The following is a 16,191-nucleotide window of genomic DNA, read 5'->3' on the forward strand; positions in this document are numbered from 1 at the left end:
ACCCTCTGGCACACAAACACATCTCTCGTGGCACAAACTTAATCTTACATTAGGCTAATAGCAATTAGCTCATTCGCCACTCCTACAATCTCCCATCCGACCCAACCAAGATGCCCTTAATATCATACACCACAGTATTTTCAGTCTTTAGCTCTAGGGTTCTAAACACGTTGTGGGCTACCGCCAACACAACTGCGTCGTAATGTTGCATATTTAGTGTTGAATATTGAATTAAATCGAGGCTGTACTCGTGCCCAACCTCTTCTGCATCCGCCCATGGGTCGCTTACATCCACCTGACACCCAAACTCTTGCAGTTCACGGATGACATCAATGACACGAGAATTTCTAATGTCGGGGCAGTTTTCTTTGAAGGTGATACCCATGACAAGCACTCTTGCCCCATCTACTTTGTAACCTTTTTTAATCATCAGCTTAATGACTTGGTTGGCTACATAGATACCCATGTTGTCATTGAGTCTGCGACCTGCTAGGATGATTTCGGGGTTGTAGCCGATGGCTTGGGCTTTGTGGGTGAGGTAGTACGGGTCCACACCGATGCAATGCCCGCCTACGAGGCCGGGTTTAAAAGGTAGAAAGTTCCAGTTCGTGCCTGCGGCTTTGAGCACTTCGTGGGTGTCGATGCCAAGCTTGTTAAAGATGATGGCGAGTTCATTGACGAAGGCAATGTTGATGTCGCGTTGAGTGTTTTCGATGACCTTGGCCGCTTCTGCTACTTTGATGCTTGGGGCGAGGTATGTGCCTGCGGTGATGATGCTTTTGTAAAGTGCGTCAACTTTTTGGGCAACTTCTGGCATAGAACCACTGGTAACTTTGAGAATCTTTGTGACGGTGTGTTCTTTGTCACCCGGATTAATGCGTTCAGGGGAATAGCCGCAAAAAAAGTCTTTATTGAATGTCAGGTTTGAAAATTTTTCTAGCACAGGAACACACTCTTCTTCTGTAGCGCCTGGGTAAACAGTGGACTCGTAGATGACGATGTCATTTGGCTTAAGGACCTTGCCTACGGTTTCGCTTGCTTTGATGAGCGGCGTGAGGTCAGGGCGCTTGTGGCTATCGATGGGCGTAGGAACCGTGATGATGTACACGGTGCAGTCTTTAATGTCTTCGACATTGGTGCTTACATGTAAAGCATTTTTGTTTAGGGTTTTGTTGTGTGCGGGCAAGACGGACTTAAGCTGTTCGGGGCTGAGTTCTTTGGTGGAGTCTACGCCTTGGTTTAACTCATCGATGCGTTTTTGGTTGATGTCAAAGCCGACGACTTCGTACTTGCTAGCAAAGGCATGCGCAAGCGGGAGGCCGACGTAGCCTAGGCCGATGATGGCGAGTTTCATAAATGTTCCTTGTGCTTTTAAAAATTGAATTTTACACCTTTTGGTCTTTGGAGCCTCAAAAAGCGATTCCTTACACTTTTTCTTTATGCCTTATTTCTAGATGTTACATACTTTTGTTTTGGACTTTTTGGCTTGTCGGGTATGGTTAGCTCTAGCAACCCTTGTTCAAGCATGGGTTTTAGCACTGCTGACCTAAAATGCTCCCTATGCTTTAAGCCCAAGTGTTTCATGATGTCGCTCGTATTTTTTGGCTCTACGCAATACTCCAAAATAGCTTGCTCGGTAGCTTGCTCGGTAGCTTGCTCGGTAGCTTGCTCGGTAGCCTTTACATGTAAATCAAAAATAGTCGTGCTAGTGTCGAGTTCTGTTTGAAAAAGAATGGGGACACTGGTGTGCGTTTTCCACCCTTCTATCATCTTATCAAACCCATAGCCAGCATTCTCGGCTAACTTTACAGCCCTAAAAAGCCTAGCAAGGATGGGGTTTCTGGGCATAGATGTATCATTTTGCAAAAAATACTCTACAGGTTTTGGGTAGGCCCCTGCGTTAAAAAACTCTATCTTGTCGTTAAAAATCCTCACTCTTGATTTGATAGGCGAGAAATAATCCGCATGCATCAGCATGTTAACAAGTGCTTCCCTAAGCGCATCGATGTAAGGGTAGTCCTCTTTAGCAAAGCCCATATTATCTAATTTGAAAGGCTTATCTATGCGCATCGTAACCCGCTCAAATAAGATAAAAAAGTAATCCCAAAGGTTCTCTTGTTCGGGTAGTCTGTAAGTGTAGCGCACTTTTGCGTCTGTTATGCTAGAGCCAGGTATTTCAAACAAATCTATGCGAAAATCCACAAAATGTCGCTCTATGCGCTCACGCTTTCCAAAAAACAAAAGTCCAGCATAAGTAAGCTTGCCATCGACCAATACAGAAACCTTATGCAAAAACTCCTCAATGCTTAGCTTGTTGTAATGCGAGGTTGGGTTGGCTGCTTGGAGGTACTCTTTGTACTGTTGTAATGAAATAGACGAGAGGTCATCAACGCCAAAGCCCTCAATTGTTTCAGAAGTTTTCGTGCCGAACGACTGGTCGCGGTACATGGTGTCTATCTCTTCCTTAGTGGCCCTTCTGTCGCTACTTCCGCTTCGTATAAACGTATTTGCAAGGCTGTTGTAATACACGGGTTTTTGCTTGGAAATGGGTACGTAAAAAGCCAAAACTGTTTTGCCTTCAAAATCGTATTTATGGGCACTGGGACGTAATTTTAGATTAAACTTTTCACCATTGAGGGTATTTAAAAATTCATGCTCTATTTTTGCAGGGTTTTCCACTCCTACAACTTCAAACACACCATTTTTTTCCTCAATCCCAAAAAGCAACCACCCGCCACTTGTGTTGGAAAAAGCACTCACGCTTTCCCATGCACTCTTTGGCACGCCGCCTTTGGCAAGCTTAACTTCAAAGTCTTCCCATTCAATGTCGGTTAGTCGCTGGATGAGTTGTTGCTTGGTCATGGCTACCTACGCTGCCCCACATACCACCCATACACGCTACCCACTCCTTCTTCTAGCTCAACCTTATGCCTCCAGCCAAGCGCATGAAGCTTAGAAGGGTCGGTACGTTTTACCATAGTGCCATCAGGTTTTTGGGTGTCAAACACCAATTTGCCCTTAAACTCAACTACTTTTTTAATAAGCTCGGCCAACTCTTTGATACTGATGTCTTCGCCCGTACCGATGTTGATGTGGGTGTTGCGCACCTCTTTACATGTAGGGTCATAGAGATCTTTAAAGTCCACTTTTTCCATCACAAACACGCATGCATCGGCCATATCTTCAGAGTAGAGAAATTCACGCCGTGGTGCGCCACTTCCCCAGATTTCAACGCTTGGGGCGTTCTGCTCTTTGGCTTCGTGCATTTTTCGCATGAGCGCGGGGAGCACATGGGAAGTTTCAAGGTCAAAGTTATCATTTGGGCCGTAGAGATTGGTGGGCATGACGGGGATGAAATTGGTGCCATGCTGGAGGTTGTAACTCTCACACATCTTGATGCCTGCTATCTTGGCGATGGCATAAGGTTCGTTAGTGTACTCAAGAGGGCTTGTGAGTAGGTACTCTTCCTTCATAGGCTGCGGGGACTCTTTGGGGTAGATACATGTAGAGCCTAGAAAGAGCAGTTTTTTAACGCCATTCACGTAGCTTTGGTGGATGACATTGTTTTGAATAGCGAGGTTTTCATAGATGAAATCCGCACGGTAGGTGTTGTTAGCCACGATGCCACCCACTTTGGCAGCGGCGAGGAAAACGTACTCGGGTTTTTCTGCCTCAAAAAACGCACGCACTGCTTCTTGGTCTGTCAAATCAAGTTCCTCATGAGTGCGGGTGGTGATGTTGCTGTAGCCTTTACATGTAAGGGTTTTCAAGATGGCACTTCCGACTAACCCACGGTGTCCTGCTAGGTAGATTTTGCTAGTTTTTTCTAACATATTACCTCGATTTGTTTATCCAACCTTCTCCTATCAGCTTCCAAAAGAGAGCCTAGTTTACTGATTATGAAATCTCTTTCTATGGTTGCTACTGCGGATTTAAAAATGGAAGGTTTCAGTAAACCAGATTCTCTCCAGCCTTGAACTTCTAATTCAAAATCAAGTTTGTTTTCAATGTTACTAGAGATTGCCAGTATCAAAAGTGTGCCTCTACTGTTTTCATTGTACAAGTCAGATGAAACGACCACTGCAGGGCGTGCCTTATATTTTAGACTACTTGCAAATGGAAACCTCACCACAACAACATCGTATTTAGAGAAATTTGTCATACACGCTGTCCTCTTTATTATCCCAAACCATTTCTAGTGATTTTTGCGATATGTTGGTAAAATCTTTAGATTCTTTTTGCTCGTTTACTATTTCGTATTTAGTGATAATATTATCTTTAAGATTTTGTATTATATTTAGCACTATATCTACTTTAGAATCTTCTATTTCTAATTTTATTGTTTGCATTGTGCCCTCCTTTTTATTTCAACATTCTATCGTTTTTACTCGTAGTAACTCATGATTTTGTACCCACCCTCTTTGAGGTAAACATCTTTTGTCATAAGCTTTAAATCACTTGTCATCATGTCATCTACGAGGTTTTGCAGGTTATATTCGCGCTTCCAGCCTAGTTTTTGCTCGGCTTTGGTTGGGTCGCCTAGGAGCAAGTCAACCTCTGTGGGGCGGAAGTATCTTGGGTCTACCGCCACTACTTCTTTGCCAATTTTCACTTGATAGTCTGGATTAGAACAAGAGACTACATAACCCTTTTCAGCAACACCCTCGCCTTTAAACTCTAGTTCTATGCCGGCATAACCAAAAGCCATTTTTACAAAGTCTCTTACTGTGGTAGTTTGGCCTGTGGCAATGACCCAGTCTTCGGGTGCGTCATGCTGGAGAATCATCCACATCATCTTCACATAGTCTTTCGCATGGCCCCAGTCGCGCTTGGCGTCAAGGTTCCCTAAATACACTTTATCTTGAAGTCCTAGAGCGATTTTGCTAGCCGCACGAGTAATTTTTCTAGTGACGAAAGTTTCACCCCGCACAGGGCTTTCGTGGTTAAAAAGAATCCCATTGCACGCAAACATCCCGTACGCCTCGCGGTAATTTACGGTAATCCAGTAGGCGTACATCTTCGCCACCGCATAAGGAGAGCGTGGGTAAAACGGTGTGGTTTCGCTTTGGGGCGTTTCTTGGACTTTGCCGTAAAGCTCCGAGGTGCTAGCTTGATAAATTTTTGTTTTTTTCTCCAAACCTAGCAGCCGCACGGCTTCGAGGATGCGCAGGGTTCCTGTGCCATCGGCATTGGCCACGTACTCGGGGGTTTCAAAGCTTACATGTACATGACTCATAGCGGCAAGGTTGTAAATCTCATCGGGTTGGGTTTCTTGGATGATGCGCGTGAGGTTCATGGAGTCGGTCATGTCGCCATAGTGCAAAATGAGATTGCGGTTTTCCACGTGCGGATCTTGGTAAAGGTGGTCGATACGGTCCGTGTTAAAAAGCGAAGCGCGGCGTTTGATGCCGTGGACGATGTAGCCTTTTTTGAGCAAGAATTCTGCCAAATATGAGCCATCTTGACCCGTAATGCCGGTAATTAACGCTACTTTTTGCTGTGTCATATTAGTTTTGCTCCCTTTGGTAGTCATCTTCTAGTCGCACGATGTCATCTTCACCCGTATACTCACCCACTTGAGCTTCGATGATGACAAGCGGTAATTTTCCTTGGTTTTCTAGCCGGTGGATTTGGCCGGCTTTAATGTAGGTGGATTCGTTAGGGTTAAGAACAAACGTTTCATCTTCCACTCGCACTGTAGCGCACCCACTCACCACAACCCAATGCTCATTGCGGTGAAAGTGCTTTTGGAGGCTGAGGCGTTTACCGGGCTTCACCTCAATGCGTTTGATTTTATAGCCTGGCGCATCTTCGAGCACGGTGTAACTGCCCCATGGACGGTAGCCTGTGAGGTGCGTTTCTGTTAGGGGTGAGCAGGCACAGGAGAGTTGCTTTACCACCTCTTTGACTTTTTGGGATGAACCTTTTTTGGAAACAAGCAGGGCATCGCCTGTGTCTATGATGATGCAATTCTTAATATCTATGGTCTTGACAAGTTTATCAGACACTATCAGGTTATTGTTTTCATCATTGGGCAAGGTGTCTGCCAAAGCATCAAAGCTTCCCACGTCGCTCCAGCCGATGTCGCTTGGCACGACGTTGACCTTGGTGGATTTTTCCATGACGGCATAGTCGATGCTATTAGAGGGGATAGCTTCCATAAGGGAGTGTTGAATCCTTACGATTGCATTTTCAACCTTTCTGCCCTCAAACGCGGCTTTACATGTAACGTAAATTTCAGGCGAATGGGCTTGGAGTTCTTCCAAAAATACGCCTGCTTTAAACAGAAACATACCGCTATTCCAGTAGTAGTTGCCCGCTTTTAAGTATTTTTTAGCGGTATCCTCATCAGGTTTCTCGTGAAACGCCTTTACATGTAAGCCTTCTGCTTCGATGTAGCCAAAGCCAGTTTCAGCAAAGGTTGGCGTAATGCCAAAGGTAACAAGGTTGTCTTTTGATGCAAGCCCTTTAGCCACGTGGATGACACGCTGGTATTCTGTTTCGTTTTTAATGAGATGGTCCGAGGGGGTTACCAACACAAGTTCATCCCCTTCTAGCGCCATACAAGCAAGGGCAATAGCGGGAGCTGTATTGCGCGGGGTGGGTTCTAATAAAAAAGTCGGGTTTTGAATATCGGCCGTTATGTTTTCCTCAAGCTGGTCAAGGGCAAGAAAATACTGCTCGACATTGGAGACGATTAACAAGTTCTCGCAGATTTTAACGTTACGCTCTAGGGTAAGCTGAAAGAGGGATTTTTCACCAAAGAGCTTAATGAATTGTTTGGGCATAAGCGTGCGACTAAGAGGCCAGAGTCTTGTGCCAGAACCGCCACAGAGGATGATGTTGGTCATTGCCTCTCCTTCATTTTTTTCAACTCCCTTTGCAACTCTTCGTACTCGCATTTTTTGCGCGCGATAAACTTCTCCGTTAGCTTGATTTTTTCTTCGATACCTTCTTTGGTGAGGAGGTATTTGTAGTTTTTCTTTTGGGTAGAGTTGGCAAAGTTTTCGACTTTGATGAGGCCTTTGTCGATAAGAGCTTTGAGGATGTAATTGACCTTGCCAACCGAGTAGCCAATCTCACTGGCGATGGACTTTTGCGTCACAACCTTGTCCGTAAGGCGTAAGATTTTTAAAACCGCTTCTTCATTTGCCAACGCCTATTCCTTTTACATGTAAAAATGAAATTTAAAAATTGAATTTTACACCTTCTGTACTTTGAATGGCTTTAATGCTAAACCGTTTCAATTCTATTTTGCTTACTATTTGTGTAACTATAATTACTTTAAATCACGCAACAATGGGCTTCGACGCTTACCTATTTTTGAGTTTCTTCTTGTTATAATGTGCCACAACGCTTCACAAAAAGGGTTTGCTTGCTTTACTCCATTGCTTTTTTCACTGCCCTTGGACTCACCTACCTTGTCCGCCAATACGCCCTTAAAAAATCTCTTCTTGCCGAAGTTAACGCGCGCAGCTCCCACACAACCCCCACGCCCCATGGCGGTGGTATTGCTATCGCGTTAACGTGGTTTGCGGGACTGGGGTATCTTTACATGTACGACCACATTGCCCCTTCTCTTTTTTTTGCCTTGCTGTGGGGAATGCTTTTGTGTGGGGTGAGTTTTTTGGATGATGTGATGGAACTTAGGCCGCGCATTCGCCTTGGAGTTCAAGTCGTCGTCGCCCTTGGCGGGCTCTTTAGTCTTGGCGGATTTCACACACTCACACTGGGTATTTTTGACATCTCAAACCCTCTGCTTACCACGCTTTTTGCTCTTTTGCTCATCTTGTGGTACATCAACCTGTACAACTTTTTAGATGGAATCGATGGCTACGCGGGAAGCGAGGGGGTTTTTCTCGCTTTTGCGGGCTTTGTTTTGTTTGGCGGGGCGCACTTTGGGCTTTTAGCGGCGTGCATTTTAGGGTTTTTGGTCTGGAATTGGCATAAAGCCAAGATTTTTATGGGGGATGTGGGTAGCACGCTTTTGGGCTATAATGTGGCCATCTTTACGCTCCACTACGCCAACCTAGAAAGCAGTAATTTGTGGGTCTGGATTGTCCTCTTTGGACTTTTTTGGATGGACGCCACCGTGACGCTTTTGCGGCGTTTATTAAAGGGTGAAAAGCTCACTCAAGCTCACAAAAAACACGCCTACCAACGCCTCGCGCAAGCAAACTGGCGGCACGATCACGTAGTGCTTGGCGGCATGATGGTCAATGCCTTCCTACTCGCCACTCTCATCGTTTTGCCCCTTTGGGCAAGCGTTACATGTAGCCTTTTCCTTCTTGGGCTTGTGATGGTTTTTGTAGAAAAACAAAAAAGGTTTACTTCATGCTAGGAGTTGATAAGCGTATTTTAAATTTTCTAGTCATTATTTTTCTCTCTTTGGGCACCTTTTGGTGGACCTTTCTTATTTTCCACGTTTCTTTTCATTGGCAGGCAGTTGCGCTTGTTGTGGGTGTGCGCTCCTTGGCCTCTTTACTCATTTTTAAAGACTACTCTTTGAGTTGGTCGCGCGCTTCACAGCTAACATTTTTGCTCAAAAGCGTTGTGTATTTGGCCGCCTTTGCGGTATATATGCCGCTGCTATACACCAAGATTCCCATCGCCCTTTTGGCCTCGGAGCTCTTCTTTTACCTCTTTAGCATTAATTTTGCCATGTACCTTTACAGCTATCTGGTCAACAAAAATAAAATAAACAAGACAAAGCATGTGGTCATTTTTGGTGCTGGCAAAGCAGGCATGAAACTCGAAGAAGAGTACCGTGAGAGCGAGTTTAAAGTAAAATACTTCGTAGACGATGACCCCGTTTTACACAAACGCTCCATCGACAGCATTCGCATCCTCTCTCCCAAACAACTCAAAAAACGCTTAGGTAGCACCAAACTGGACTTGCTTGTCATTGCCATGCCCTCCTCCCCCAAAGGACGCTCCAAAGAGATTTACACCGAGCTTTCACCTTATTTCCATGCGGTCAAAGTGCTCCCCTCCTTGGATGAAATTCTTCGCAACAAAGGCTTTGCAACCCAGCTCAAAGACATCTCCGTTGAAGACCTTTTAACCAGACGCCCCAAAGACTTAGACACCAAGGCCATCGAAGAGTTTGTTAAAAATAAAAAGGTGCTCATCACAGGTGCAGGGGGAAGTATCGGCAGTGAAATCAGTCGCCAATGCGCCAAATACGGCGCAAGTAAACTCATTTTACTCGACCACAGCGAGTACAATCTCTACGCCATCGCCGAAGCACTGTGCGAGCACAAACCCACGCTGGTTATGCAATCAGTCACTAACCTTGACCTTCTTACCCAAACTTTCCAAACCCATCAGCCCGACATCGTTATCCACGCCGCAGCCTACAAACACGTCCCTTTAGTAGAAGAAAACATCACCGAAGCCATCCTCAACAACATCCTAGGCACCAAAAACGTCATCGACTGTGCCATCGCGCACAACGCCCAAAAATGCGTCATTATCTCCACCGACAAAGCCGTACGCCCCACCAACGTCATGGGGGCAACCAAGCGCGTCTGTGAGCTCTACGCTCAAAACATCAACACACCCCAAAACACTGAAATCGTCGCAGTGCGTTTTGGCAATGTCCTAGGCTCAAGTGGCAGTGTTATCCCCAAGTTCAAAGCTCAGATCGCCGCAGGTGGGCCCATCACTGTAACCCATCCTGACATCACCCGCTACTTCATGCTCATCCCCGAAGCGTGTCTTTTGGTACTGCAAGCTGCAAGTATTGGCAAAGGGGGTGAGATTTTCATCCTCGACATGGGTGAACCTGTGAAAATTGTAGATTTGGCTAAAAAAATGATTGAATTAAGCGGCAAAAAAGAGGTAGACATCACATTCACAGGACTCAGATCGGGAGAAAAGCTGTACGAAGAGTTGCTCATTGAAGGTTCAGAAACCGCCACTAAGTACGAATCCATCACCATCGCCAACCAAACGCTTTACCCCATCGACCAACTAAATCAAGATATTACAATGCTAGTAGAAAGTGAGGATAAGGTCAAGCAGCTACAACACATCGTGCCAGAATTTGACCACAAACCCTAAAAAATGGTGGAAGTGTGGTCTACCGTATAATGCTATTTAGTCCCCTGAATTTAGGGCTTTAAGGTTTAAAATAATTTTTATATGTATCAACTTATGTAGCATAAAATCAACGCTAAGGGCTTTTGAGGTTCTTAAAAGTGAGGGAGTTGCTTTAGAGTTCTTAGGGGTTAGATGAGAGGATTGTAGCACGTTTTCCCTTTGAGTTCATTTTGCCAGTAAAAAGAAGCTTCTCAGGTGTCGCCATTTTGTCGAGACGTAACAAGTGTTGATTTTTGGTCTTGTTTTAGTGGCGTTTAGTGCTTTGGCTGTTGAGTTGTGCCAAACTTCTTTTTGATACTTCTTGCCTCTTTGTGCGTAATGTGTAGCTCTTCGTAATTGTCCACTATCTTCATCAGGTGTAATGCTTCCATGATACACGCTCTACAATCGCCCTCAATCGCTCCATCTAAAATAAGTTTGGATTGATACAGTAAAGAGACACTAAGGCTTATAAGTTCTATTTGGCTTGGGCATGAGGTGCTTTTTGTTTTGTGTAATGGCTGGAGTAATGGGGGCGCATTTATGCCTTTAATGGCGGGTAGTTTAGTCAATTTCATTGAGTTTTAGGGTCAATGCTTCTTTATAGCCTAACTCATTCGTGGTGGTCACATGGGGGTTAGTGCTAACTCTCTTCTCTAAACTTTCAAGACGTGCCAAAATATCGTTTTTGATTGAGAATAAATCTTTAACGGGCGCACTTGCTAAATCAGCCTCCAAGATTGCACCCTCTACTTTGTCAAGCTGTTTAAGTAGGGCTTCGTAGCGTTTGCGTGTGGTGTGGGTGTAGGCTTCTTTGATTTTAATAAATGCCTCAAACTGCAAAGCCTTTATCTCTTCTTCAAATAGTTTGCTCCATTGTATCAAGGTGCTTTTACCTGTTTTTAGTTTTTGGGCGATTTTATCAAATGCTACTCCATCGGCTCTTAAGGTTATGAAGTCTCTTTGTTTTTCGGTCATGTCTTGCCTTTTTGTTTTGATTGTAGCGTGTCGTTTTGCTTGTCTCTCGTCTCAACCTCAACCCGCACACCTTTAAAAGCAGGGTCTTGGGCTAAAATCTCTTTTATGGTCTTTTCCACTTGGGCTTTGGTCATGGGGTTATCCTTGTAGGGTCTATGATAAAGGCTTTAAGCTCCCATAATGGTAATGCAAGCACTTTACTGTTTGGTATGGTTATCGTGGCTTCTATGCGCCAAAGCGTGCGATTAAGTGCGTTCTTTTCCCCCTTGTTGTAGATACAAATGCGCTCTATGGTGTCAATGGGCGGGGCGTTAATGTAGTAGGTGTTGGTGGGTGCGCCCTCTTTGGTGTGGTATTGCTTTACATGTAAGCCCCTTTGTCGTAGTGCTTCAAAGTTTGGGGCGTGGTTGAGGTCTGTGCATAGGTCAATACTTGTAATGTCTTTTATGATGGCTAAAATCTCTTTGACTTTTGATTGTGTCGGAGTGGGTTTATGGTATTGCTTCATGCCAAAAATGACAAGTTCGGCTCTTCTGTATTTTGGCGGTTCGCTTTTGTTGTAGTAGTAAATGTTTTCATCTTCTAAACGCCATGCGCTTGTTATCTCGGCTTCACTCAAACGCCTTTTGAGTTTGGCAAGTATGTTGCTACTCTTTTGCACTTTGCGCCACCGACCGACTTTTTTTAGCTTCTCTAATTTGTGCTGTTTAGAGAAAATAACTCTCACCGTATCAATGGCAAAATCTTCATCATGAGAGGCGTTAAAAGTGCTGATAAATTCTTCTACTTGGTGAAGCACATTCATAGCTTTTTCTCACTCACATTAAGGAGGTCATTTCTTAAAGCCCTATCACGCACCATAAGCAAATCCCCCACCTGTGGTAGGCGGGGCGTGTTTGAGGGGGTCTTAGCTCCCTCTTGGTCTTGCATTGATTTAGAGTGATTTATAAGGGGTGTTTTTTTCAACCTTAAAGCCCTCTAACCCTCATTTTTTTGGCGTTTTTTGCACTTGTATTTAACTCTAAAATCAAACTTTGGGTTTTTCTCCAAAAGCTTGTTACGCACCCTTGAAACTGCGGCTAATGAACTCATGGCTTTAAAGTCCAGTTGTATCACCTCTAAATGCCCGTGAAACTCTTGTAAAAAGGTGTTCATAATGGCGGGGTTGCCTTTGTCGCCTCCAAACAAACGAGGGTTAGACTTTAGGCGGTCATACGTCCATCGGTAAAGCATGTTACCCCTCATAACACACCGCCCGCTACAAGTTCAGCATAAAGGGCTTTTACCTCTTTTCGCATGGCTTTGTTGTGGCGTAGTAGCTTCTCAATCCCTTGGGGAGTGAAGTAAATATCTAAAGCGGGGTGCGCTCCCATGCCATCATGCACAACGGCAAGAACGGTCTTATAATCCTCATCAAACTTTAGCGCATGGAGAAAATTTACCCCGTAGAGGTGGGTAGCTGTTTGGGGGTCAAAGAGTGCGCCTTGCCCCGCTTTGGTGTAGTAGTCTTGTGTAATGTTGTACTTATCAATGAGTGATAATTTCATGTTTTAATCCTTTACATGTAAAGCCCGTGGGCTTATTGAAAAGGAAGAGGCTTTGTGCTATCATCTGGTCGCCAAACTAAATAATTGCACGGTCTCTTCCAAACTATTTTTTGAGACCGTGTTATTTTGCTTCATTCATTACTTCACCTCCATTGAAAAATGCTTCCACCTCTTGCACGTCAAAAACAGTAGCACCCGCTGTTATCTTGTGTGCCTTTAGCTTCCCTTGTCGGACGTAATGCCAAACGGTGCTTAAGCCTATCCCGTAAAGGGCGGCTACATCTTTGGCTCTTAACTTCCTTTGTGTCATTTTTTAACCTCCATTGTTTTGATATGGAGTATTGTAGCATAAAAATAATACACGTTTTCACGCTAAAGCCCTAAAATAGGTGATTTAAGTGTGATTTAAATAATGGTGGTGTACTGTTAATATTACTAAGTAATACGTATTTTTAATCAATGAAGCGTTAAATATCGGTGATTTGTTTAGTTTGTGGGCTTTTCGTTTGTGTGGAGTATTACAATCCAAGATTACTTTAAGTTTTCAAGTCTTCAAGTGTGAATAAAAACTTTTTACATTTTTTTTAGTGCTTTTTTAAAAGTGCATATTTTTCTCTATTTTTGAGATAGATTTTCTATAAAATCGCTCCACCATTGCAAAAGTTCACGCATGGCGGGGGTGTGGTCGGCTTGGTCATTATATGCCCGTGTAGTTTCACTATCGATTTGGTGGTCTAAGATAGCTTCTTTTACTTCAAAGCTCGCCCCGTGTTCGTCTTGGTGGGTATCGGCAAGGCTTCTAAATGTTCCCCTGAAACTGTGTAGCCGTTGCTTTCGTTCTCGGCTCTCATCATTAAAGCCCATGCGCTGCAAAGCTCGGTTGGGTGTCTCTTCGTCCAAATGCCCGCCATCTACTGCAAAAACATACTCACGCCCTGCTGTGTAGCTTTCTTGGTCTTTGAGGATTGCAAGGGCTTGGGTAGTAAGGGGTATTTTAAAATCTCTTCCATTTTTGCGCTTCATTTCAGCCCGTGGAATGGTCAAAAGTGCATTTTCAAAATCAACCCATGCCCACTTCAAGCCTACAAGGTTACTCGCCCTTAATGGAACGTGAAGCACAAAGCGTAAAGCGTTGCGGGTCTCAATCTTGCCGTGGTATTTTTCAACAGTCCTATAAAGCTCTCCAAGGGTAGCAAGGTCGGTTATTTTTGAGTAAGTCTTTCTAATGCGCTTGGGTAGTGCGGTTTGGGCGTGTATGTTTTGAATAATGTTCACTTTAGCCAGTCCAAGGCTACAAGCATACTTCCAAAGGTCGTTTAGGTCGTGCATTAATCGCCTCGCTACTTCGGGGCTTTGCTTTGCTTTTATCTGTAGGGCTTTGGTGATTTCACCGTGGGTAATGTCGTTAATGTTGCGCTTTCCAAAGGGGGCTATTATCATCTTTTTAAAAAGCCGTTCTTTGCGTATGTAGGTCGAGGGGGCAAGCTTTCCCTTTTGATACTTCAACCACTCACTACACACCTCAACCATAAGCCCGTGCTTTTGTGCTTTAACTTCATTCTTTTTTTCTTGGGTGCGGTCTATGGGGTCAATGCCTGAATGAATAAACTCCCTGTACTCTTGCGCTCGGTCTCTTGCTTGTTTAAGTGAAACTATGGGAAAACTCCCAAAGCTTGTTTTTCTTCTTTTGCCATGCGTGGGTGAGGTGAATATGAATTGCCATTGCTTCAATGTGCCATCAATCAACAAGGAAAGCCCCCCGCCATCTCCGACCGTGTACGGCTTCTCTTTTGGCTTTAGGGCTTTAATCTCGGTTGTGGTTAGCGGTGTGGGCTGTTTGGGCATTTTCCCCTCTTTTATGCTACATAAATTAAAGGGTTTTTTGGCTCTTATGTTACATGTCGCTTATCATGTTACATAAAATCAAAGCTTCCTTTGGCTTATTTTAGCCTAATTTAGAGTGATTTTGCAAGGGCAAGCCCTATTTTAAGGGCTTTTTTAGAGGGTTAAGAATTGATTTAAATGGGGGGAATGGTGGAAGTGTGGGGAATCGAACCCCAGTCCAAAAACAAACTAACCTCGGCGTCTACATGCTTAGCAGAACTGTTAAATTTCATCTAATGTCGTACAGTTCCCAAAACTTCACCAGACTAAGACCTAAGGCTCAAAATGCGCGCGGTCACGTCGCATCTCAAAGCTATCTTTGGGGGTTAACCTCGCTGAAACTGCCTAGATAGCATCCGCAGAGCGAGGCCTCCTAAAAGGTTACTTACGCAGCTTTAGCGTAAGCAGGAGCGTAATTTGTATTGTTTGCGTTTAAGTTTATGTGAACGGTTTTACGCCAAATTCAAGGCGGCATGCAACCAAAGCCAACCTGCTCCTGTCGAAGCCAAGTCACTCCCACAAAAAACCGCTAAGAATTGATAACATCCTTGATGGTTCGCGCGAGGGACGATATCTTACTCACTTTCTGCCCTCCTGTCAAGCGCTCATCCAAAAGCACCTTCACAAAGGCACTTCCGACGATAACCCCGTCCACCCCTTTGGCCTTTGCTTTAGCAGTTTTCTCATCCACCCCAAACCCTACGTAAATGGGCGTCTGGGTGATGCTACGAATGGTTTCAATCGTCGGCGCCAAGTCTTCGGCTGCTCCACTTCCGGTGATGCCCGCGTACGCCACAAGGTAGATAAATTTTTGGCTCTCTTTGGCCACCATGGCAATGCGCTCAGGTGAATGGGTTGGGGCAATAAAATCAATCAAATGCAACCCTGCGCCCTCAACAAACCCCTTGTACCCTTGGGCTTCTTCGTAGGGCAAATCAGGGATGATAAATCCATTCACCCCCGCGTGTCTTGCCTTGGCGATAAAATAGTCCATCCCTTTGTGGTAGAATGGATTAAAATACCCCATCCACATCGTGTCTATTTTGGGTGCTATTTGCGCGGAAATCTCAAACAAATGCTCAAGCTTGAAGCCCTGTTGCAAGGCTTTCAAATTTGCCGCTTCAATCACAGGACCGTCCGCCACTGGGTCAGAAAAAGGAATCCCAAGTTCTAGGGTGTCTACCCCGTTTTCTTTCAGGCTTAACGCCACATCAATACTCAACTGCACATCGGGGAATCCCGCTGTAATATACGCTACGAGGTGTTTCACATTTTTTCCAATTCTAAGGGGACTTTAATAACATGAGGATTGAGCATCGAAAAGTAAGAGGCGTCATTTTCGACATCTTGGCGGTAGAGTGCAAACTGATCACTCACGAGCAACAACCAGTCGATAAACGCTTCAGTAGCGGGACCTTTGAGTACTCTGGCTTCTTCTACAACTTCTTCACACAAAGAGGCAAGTTTAACGATGGGGTCAAGGCGCACAAAGCCTGCTGCGGATTTGATGTTGTGGAAAATGCGAAACAATTCGCCAATATTTTCCTCATACAGTCCTTGCTTGGCAAGGCCAATGATGAGGGGTTCCATCGACTCACACATGATGCCATAGTGAGACATAAAATCCTCAACAATTTCAAGGTCAAAATCAAGTTCCATTTGTGAAAAAATACCCATCAAACCTTCCTTCCAAAGAATT

General features: G+C 44.5%; 19 protein-coding genes and 1 other RNA gene. 2 read left to right on the top strand and 18 right to left on the bottom strand.

What is annotated here, in order from left to right; all coding sequences use genetic code 11:
* Positions 1–82 precede the first annotated feature (82 nt).
* The 8 genes from tviB to AC5SLM_RS02905 all read right to left on the bottom strand — a co-directional run bounded on the left by tviB (position 83) and on the right by AC5SLM_RS02905 (position 7,156).
* Positions 83–1,354 carry a Vi polysaccharide biosynthesis UDP-N-acetylglucosamine C-6 dehydrogenase TviB gene (gene tviB / locus AC5SLM_RS02870; RefSeq protein ID WP_495249430.1) on the bottom strand — a complete coding sequence of 424 codons (1,272 nt, stop codon included), beginning with the start codon at positions 1,352–1,354 and terminating at the stop codon, positions 83–85.
* An 83-nt stretch (positions 1,355–1,437) separates the two neighbouring features.
* Positions 1,438–2,862 carry an RNA/DNA-binding domain-containing protein gene (locus tag AC5SLM_RS02875; RefSeq protein ID WP_495249431.1) on the bottom strand — a complete coding sequence of 475 codons (1,425 nt, stop codon included), beginning with the start codon at positions 2,860–2,862 and terminating at the stop codon, positions 1,438–1,440.
* A gap of 2 nt (positions 2,863–2,864) precedes the next feature.
* A complete protein-coding gene (locus tag AC5SLM_RS02880; RefSeq protein ID WP_495249432.1) occupies positions 2,865–3,833 on the bottom strand; it encodes a GDP-L-fucose synthase family protein in 969 nt (322 codons plus the stop codon).
* Positions 3,827–4,162, bottom strand: coding sequence for a type II toxin-antitoxin system PemK/MazF family toxin (locus AC5SLM_RS02885; RefSeq protein WP_495249433.1), 336 nt, complete (start codon positions 4,160–4,162; stop codon positions 3,827–3,829). The genes AC5SLM_RS02880 and AC5SLM_RS02885 overlap by 7 nt, the downstream gene beginning before the upstream one ends.
* A complete protein-coding gene (locus AC5SLM_RS02890) occupies positions 4,146–4,349 on the bottom strand; it encodes a hypothetical protein (protein ID WP_495249434.1) in 204 nt (67 codons plus the stop codon). Before AC5SLM_RS02890 ends, AC5SLM_RS02885 begins: the two co-directional genes overlap by 17 nt.
* Positions 4,350–4,384: 35 nt before the next feature.
* Positions 4,385–5,506, bottom strand: coding sequence for a GDP-mannose 4,6-dehydratase (gene gmd / locus AC5SLM_RS02895; RefSeq protein WP_495249435.1), 1,122 nt, complete (start codon positions 5,504–5,506; stop codon positions 4,385–4,387).
* A gap of 1 nt (position 5,507) precedes the next feature.
* On the bottom strand, positions 5,508–6,851 hold the full coding sequence (locus AC5SLM_RS02900; RefSeq protein ID WP_495249436.1) for a mannose-1-phosphate guanylyltransferase/mannose-6-phosphate isomerase: 1,344 nt from the start codon (positions 6,849–6,851) through the stop codon (positions 5,508–5,510).
* Positions 6,848–7,156 (bottom strand): MarR family EPS-associated transcriptional regulator, encoded by a 309-nt coding sequence (locus AC5SLM_RS02905; RefSeq protein WP_495249437.1) that lies wholly within the window; start codon positions 7,154–7,156, stop codon positions 6,848–6,850. Before AC5SLM_RS02905 ends, AC5SLM_RS02900 begins: the two co-directional genes overlap by 4 nt.
* A 219-nt stretch (positions 7,157–7,375) precedes the next feature.
* Between AC5SLM_RS02905 and AC5SLM_RS02910 the strand changes: the two genes are divergently transcribed.
* Both AC5SLM_RS02910 and AC5SLM_RS02915 read left to right on the top strand, forming a co-directional pair.
* A complete protein-coding gene (locus AC5SLM_RS02910; RefSeq protein WP_495249438.1) occupies positions 7,376–8,341 on the top strand; it encodes an MraY family glycosyltransferase in 966 nt (321 codons plus the stop codon).
* Entirely contained in the window at positions 8,335–10,065 is a 1,731-nt protein-coding gene (locus AC5SLM_RS02915) for a polysaccharide biosynthesis protein (protein ID WP_495249439.1), read from the top strand. Before AC5SLM_RS02910 ends, AC5SLM_RS02915 begins: the two co-directional genes overlap by 7 nt.
* Before the next feature lie 582 nt (positions 10,066–10,647).
* Here the strand turns inward: AC5SLM_RS02915 and AC5SLM_RS02920 are convergent.
* The 10 genes from AC5SLM_RS02920 to AC5SLM_RS02965 all read right to left on the bottom strand — a co-directional run bounded on the left by AC5SLM_RS02920 (position 10,648) and on the right by AC5SLM_RS02965 (position 16,169).
* A complete protein-coding gene (locus tag AC5SLM_RS02920) occupies positions 10,648–11,061 on the bottom strand; it encodes a hypothetical protein (protein ID WP_495249440.1) in 414 nt (137 codons plus the stop codon).
* Entirely contained in the window at positions 11,058–11,195 is a 138-nt protein-coding gene (locus AC5SLM_RS02925) for a hypothetical protein (RefSeq protein ID WP_495249441.1), read from the bottom strand. Before AC5SLM_RS02925 ends, AC5SLM_RS02920 begins: the two co-directional genes overlap by 4 nt.
* Positions 11,192–11,866, bottom strand: coding sequence for a hypothetical protein (locus tag AC5SLM_RS02930; RefSeq protein ID WP_495249442.1), 675 nt, complete (start codon positions 11,864–11,866; stop codon positions 11,192–11,194). The genes AC5SLM_RS02925 and AC5SLM_RS02930 overlap by 4 nt, the downstream gene beginning before the upstream one ends.
* 173 nt (positions 11,867–12,039) lie before the next feature.
* Complete coding sequence (locus AC5SLM_RS02935) at positions 12,040–12,294, bottom strand: hypothetical protein (protein ID WP_495249443.1); 255 nt, start codon at positions 12,292–12,294, stop codon at positions 12,040–12,042.
* Positions 12,295–12,302: 8 nt separating this feature from the next.
* Positions 12,303–12,608, bottom strand: a complete 306-nt coding sequence (locus AC5SLM_RS02940; protein ID WP_495249444.1) for a hypothetical protein — start codon at positions 12,606–12,608, stop codon at positions 12,303–12,305.
* Between the two features lie 121 nt (positions 12,609–12,729).
* Positions 12,730–12,918 (bottom strand): helix-turn-helix transcriptional regulator, encoded by a 189-nt coding sequence (locus AC5SLM_RS02945; protein WP_495249445.1) that lies wholly within the window; start codon positions 12,916–12,918, stop codon positions 12,730–12,732.
* Positions 12,919–13,223: 305 nt separating this feature from the next.
* Positions 13,224–14,453, bottom strand: coding sequence for a tyrosine-type recombinase/integrase (locus tag AC5SLM_RS02950; protein WP_495249446.1), 1,230 nt, complete (start codon positions 14,451–14,453; stop codon positions 13,224–13,226).
* A 187-nt stretch (positions 14,454–14,640) separates the two neighbouring features.
* Positions 14,641–15,010: a transfer-messenger RNA gene (ssrA, locus tag AC5SLM_RS02955) on the bottom strand.
* Positions 15,011–15,021: 11 nt separating this feature from the next.
* Positions 15,022–15,762 carry a tryptophan synthase subunit alpha gene (gene trpA, locus AC5SLM_RS02960; protein WP_495249447.1) on the bottom strand — a complete coding sequence of 247 codons (741 nt, stop codon included), beginning with the start codon at positions 15,760–15,762 and terminating at the stop codon, positions 15,022–15,024.
* On the bottom strand, positions 15,759–16,169 hold the full coding sequence (locus tag AC5SLM_RS02965) for an Hpt domain-containing protein (RefSeq protein ID WP_495249448.1): 411 nt from the start codon (positions 16,167–16,169) through the stop codon (positions 15,759–15,761). The genes trpA and AC5SLM_RS02965 overlap by 4 nt, the downstream gene beginning before the upstream one ends.
* Positions 16,170–16,191: the final 22 nt, after the last annotated feature.

The organism is Sulfurospirillum sp. HTRB-L1 (assembly GCF_059415125.1).

Bases quoted from the DNA above. Each gene is read 5' to 3' on its own strand.
- AC5SLM_RS02885 (WP_495249433.1), bottom strand. From the start codon at position 4,162: ATGACAAATTTCTCTAAATACGATGTTGTTGTGGTGAGGTTTCCATTT.
- AC5SLM_RS02890 (WP_495249434.1), bottom strand. From the start codon at position 4,349: ATGCAAACAATAAAATTAGAAATAGAAGATTCTAAAGTAGATATAGTG.
- AC5SLM_RS02920 (WP_495249440.1), bottom strand. From the start codon at position 11,061: ATGACCGAAAAACAAAGAGACTTCATAACCTTAAGAGCCGATGGAGTA.
- AC5SLM_RS02880 (WP_495249432.1), bottom strand. From the start codon at position 3,833: ATGTTAGAAAAAACTAGCAAAATCTACCTAGCAGGACACCGTGGGTTA.
- AC5SLM_RS02950 (WP_495249446.1), bottom strand. From the start codon at position 14,453: ATGCCCAAACAGCCCACACCGCTAACCACAACCGAGATTAAAGCCCTA.
- AC5SLM_RS02930 (WP_495249442.1), bottom strand. From the start codon at position 11,866: ATGAATGTGCTTCACCAAGTAGAAGAATTTATCAGCACTTTTAACGCC.
- gmd (WP_495249435.1), bottom strand. From the start codon at position 5,506: ATGACACAGCAAAAAGTAGCGTTAATTACCGGCATTACGGGTCAAGAT.
- AC5SLM_RS02935 (WP_495249443.1), bottom strand. From the start codon at position 12,294: ATGCTTTACCGATGGACGTATGACCGCCTAAAGTCTAACCCTCGTTTG.
- AC5SLM_RS02875 (WP_495249431.1), bottom strand. From the start codon at position 2,862: ATGACCAAGCAACAACTCATCCAGCGACTAACCGACATTGAATGGGAA.
- tviB (WP_495249430.1), bottom strand. From the start codon at position 1,354: ATGAAACTCGCCATCATCGGCCTAGGCTACGTCGGCCTCCCGCTTGCG.
- AC5SLM_RS02925 (WP_495249441.1), bottom strand. From the start codon at position 11,195: ATGACCAAAGCCCAAGTGGAAAAGACCATAAAAGAGATTTTAGCCCAA.
- AC5SLM_RS02900 (WP_495249436.1), bottom strand. From the start codon at position 6,851: ATGACCAACATCATCCTCTGTGGCGGTTCTGGCACAAGACTCTGGCCT.
- AC5SLM_RS02940 (WP_495249444.1), bottom strand. From the start codon at position 12,608: ATGAAATTATCACTCATTGATAAGTACAACATTACACAAGACTACTAC.
- AC5SLM_RS02915 (WP_495249439.1), top strand. From the start codon at position 8,335: ATGCTAGGAGTTGATAAGCGTATTTTAAATTTTCTAGTCATTATTTTT.
- AC5SLM_RS02945 (WP_495249445.1), bottom strand. From the start codon at position 12,918: ATGACACAAAGGAAGTTAAGAGCCAAAGATGTAGCCGCCCTTTACGGG.
- AC5SLM_RS02965 (WP_495249448.1), bottom strand. From the start codon at position 16,169: ATGGGTATTTTTTCACAAATGGAACTTGATTTTGACCTTGAAATTGTT.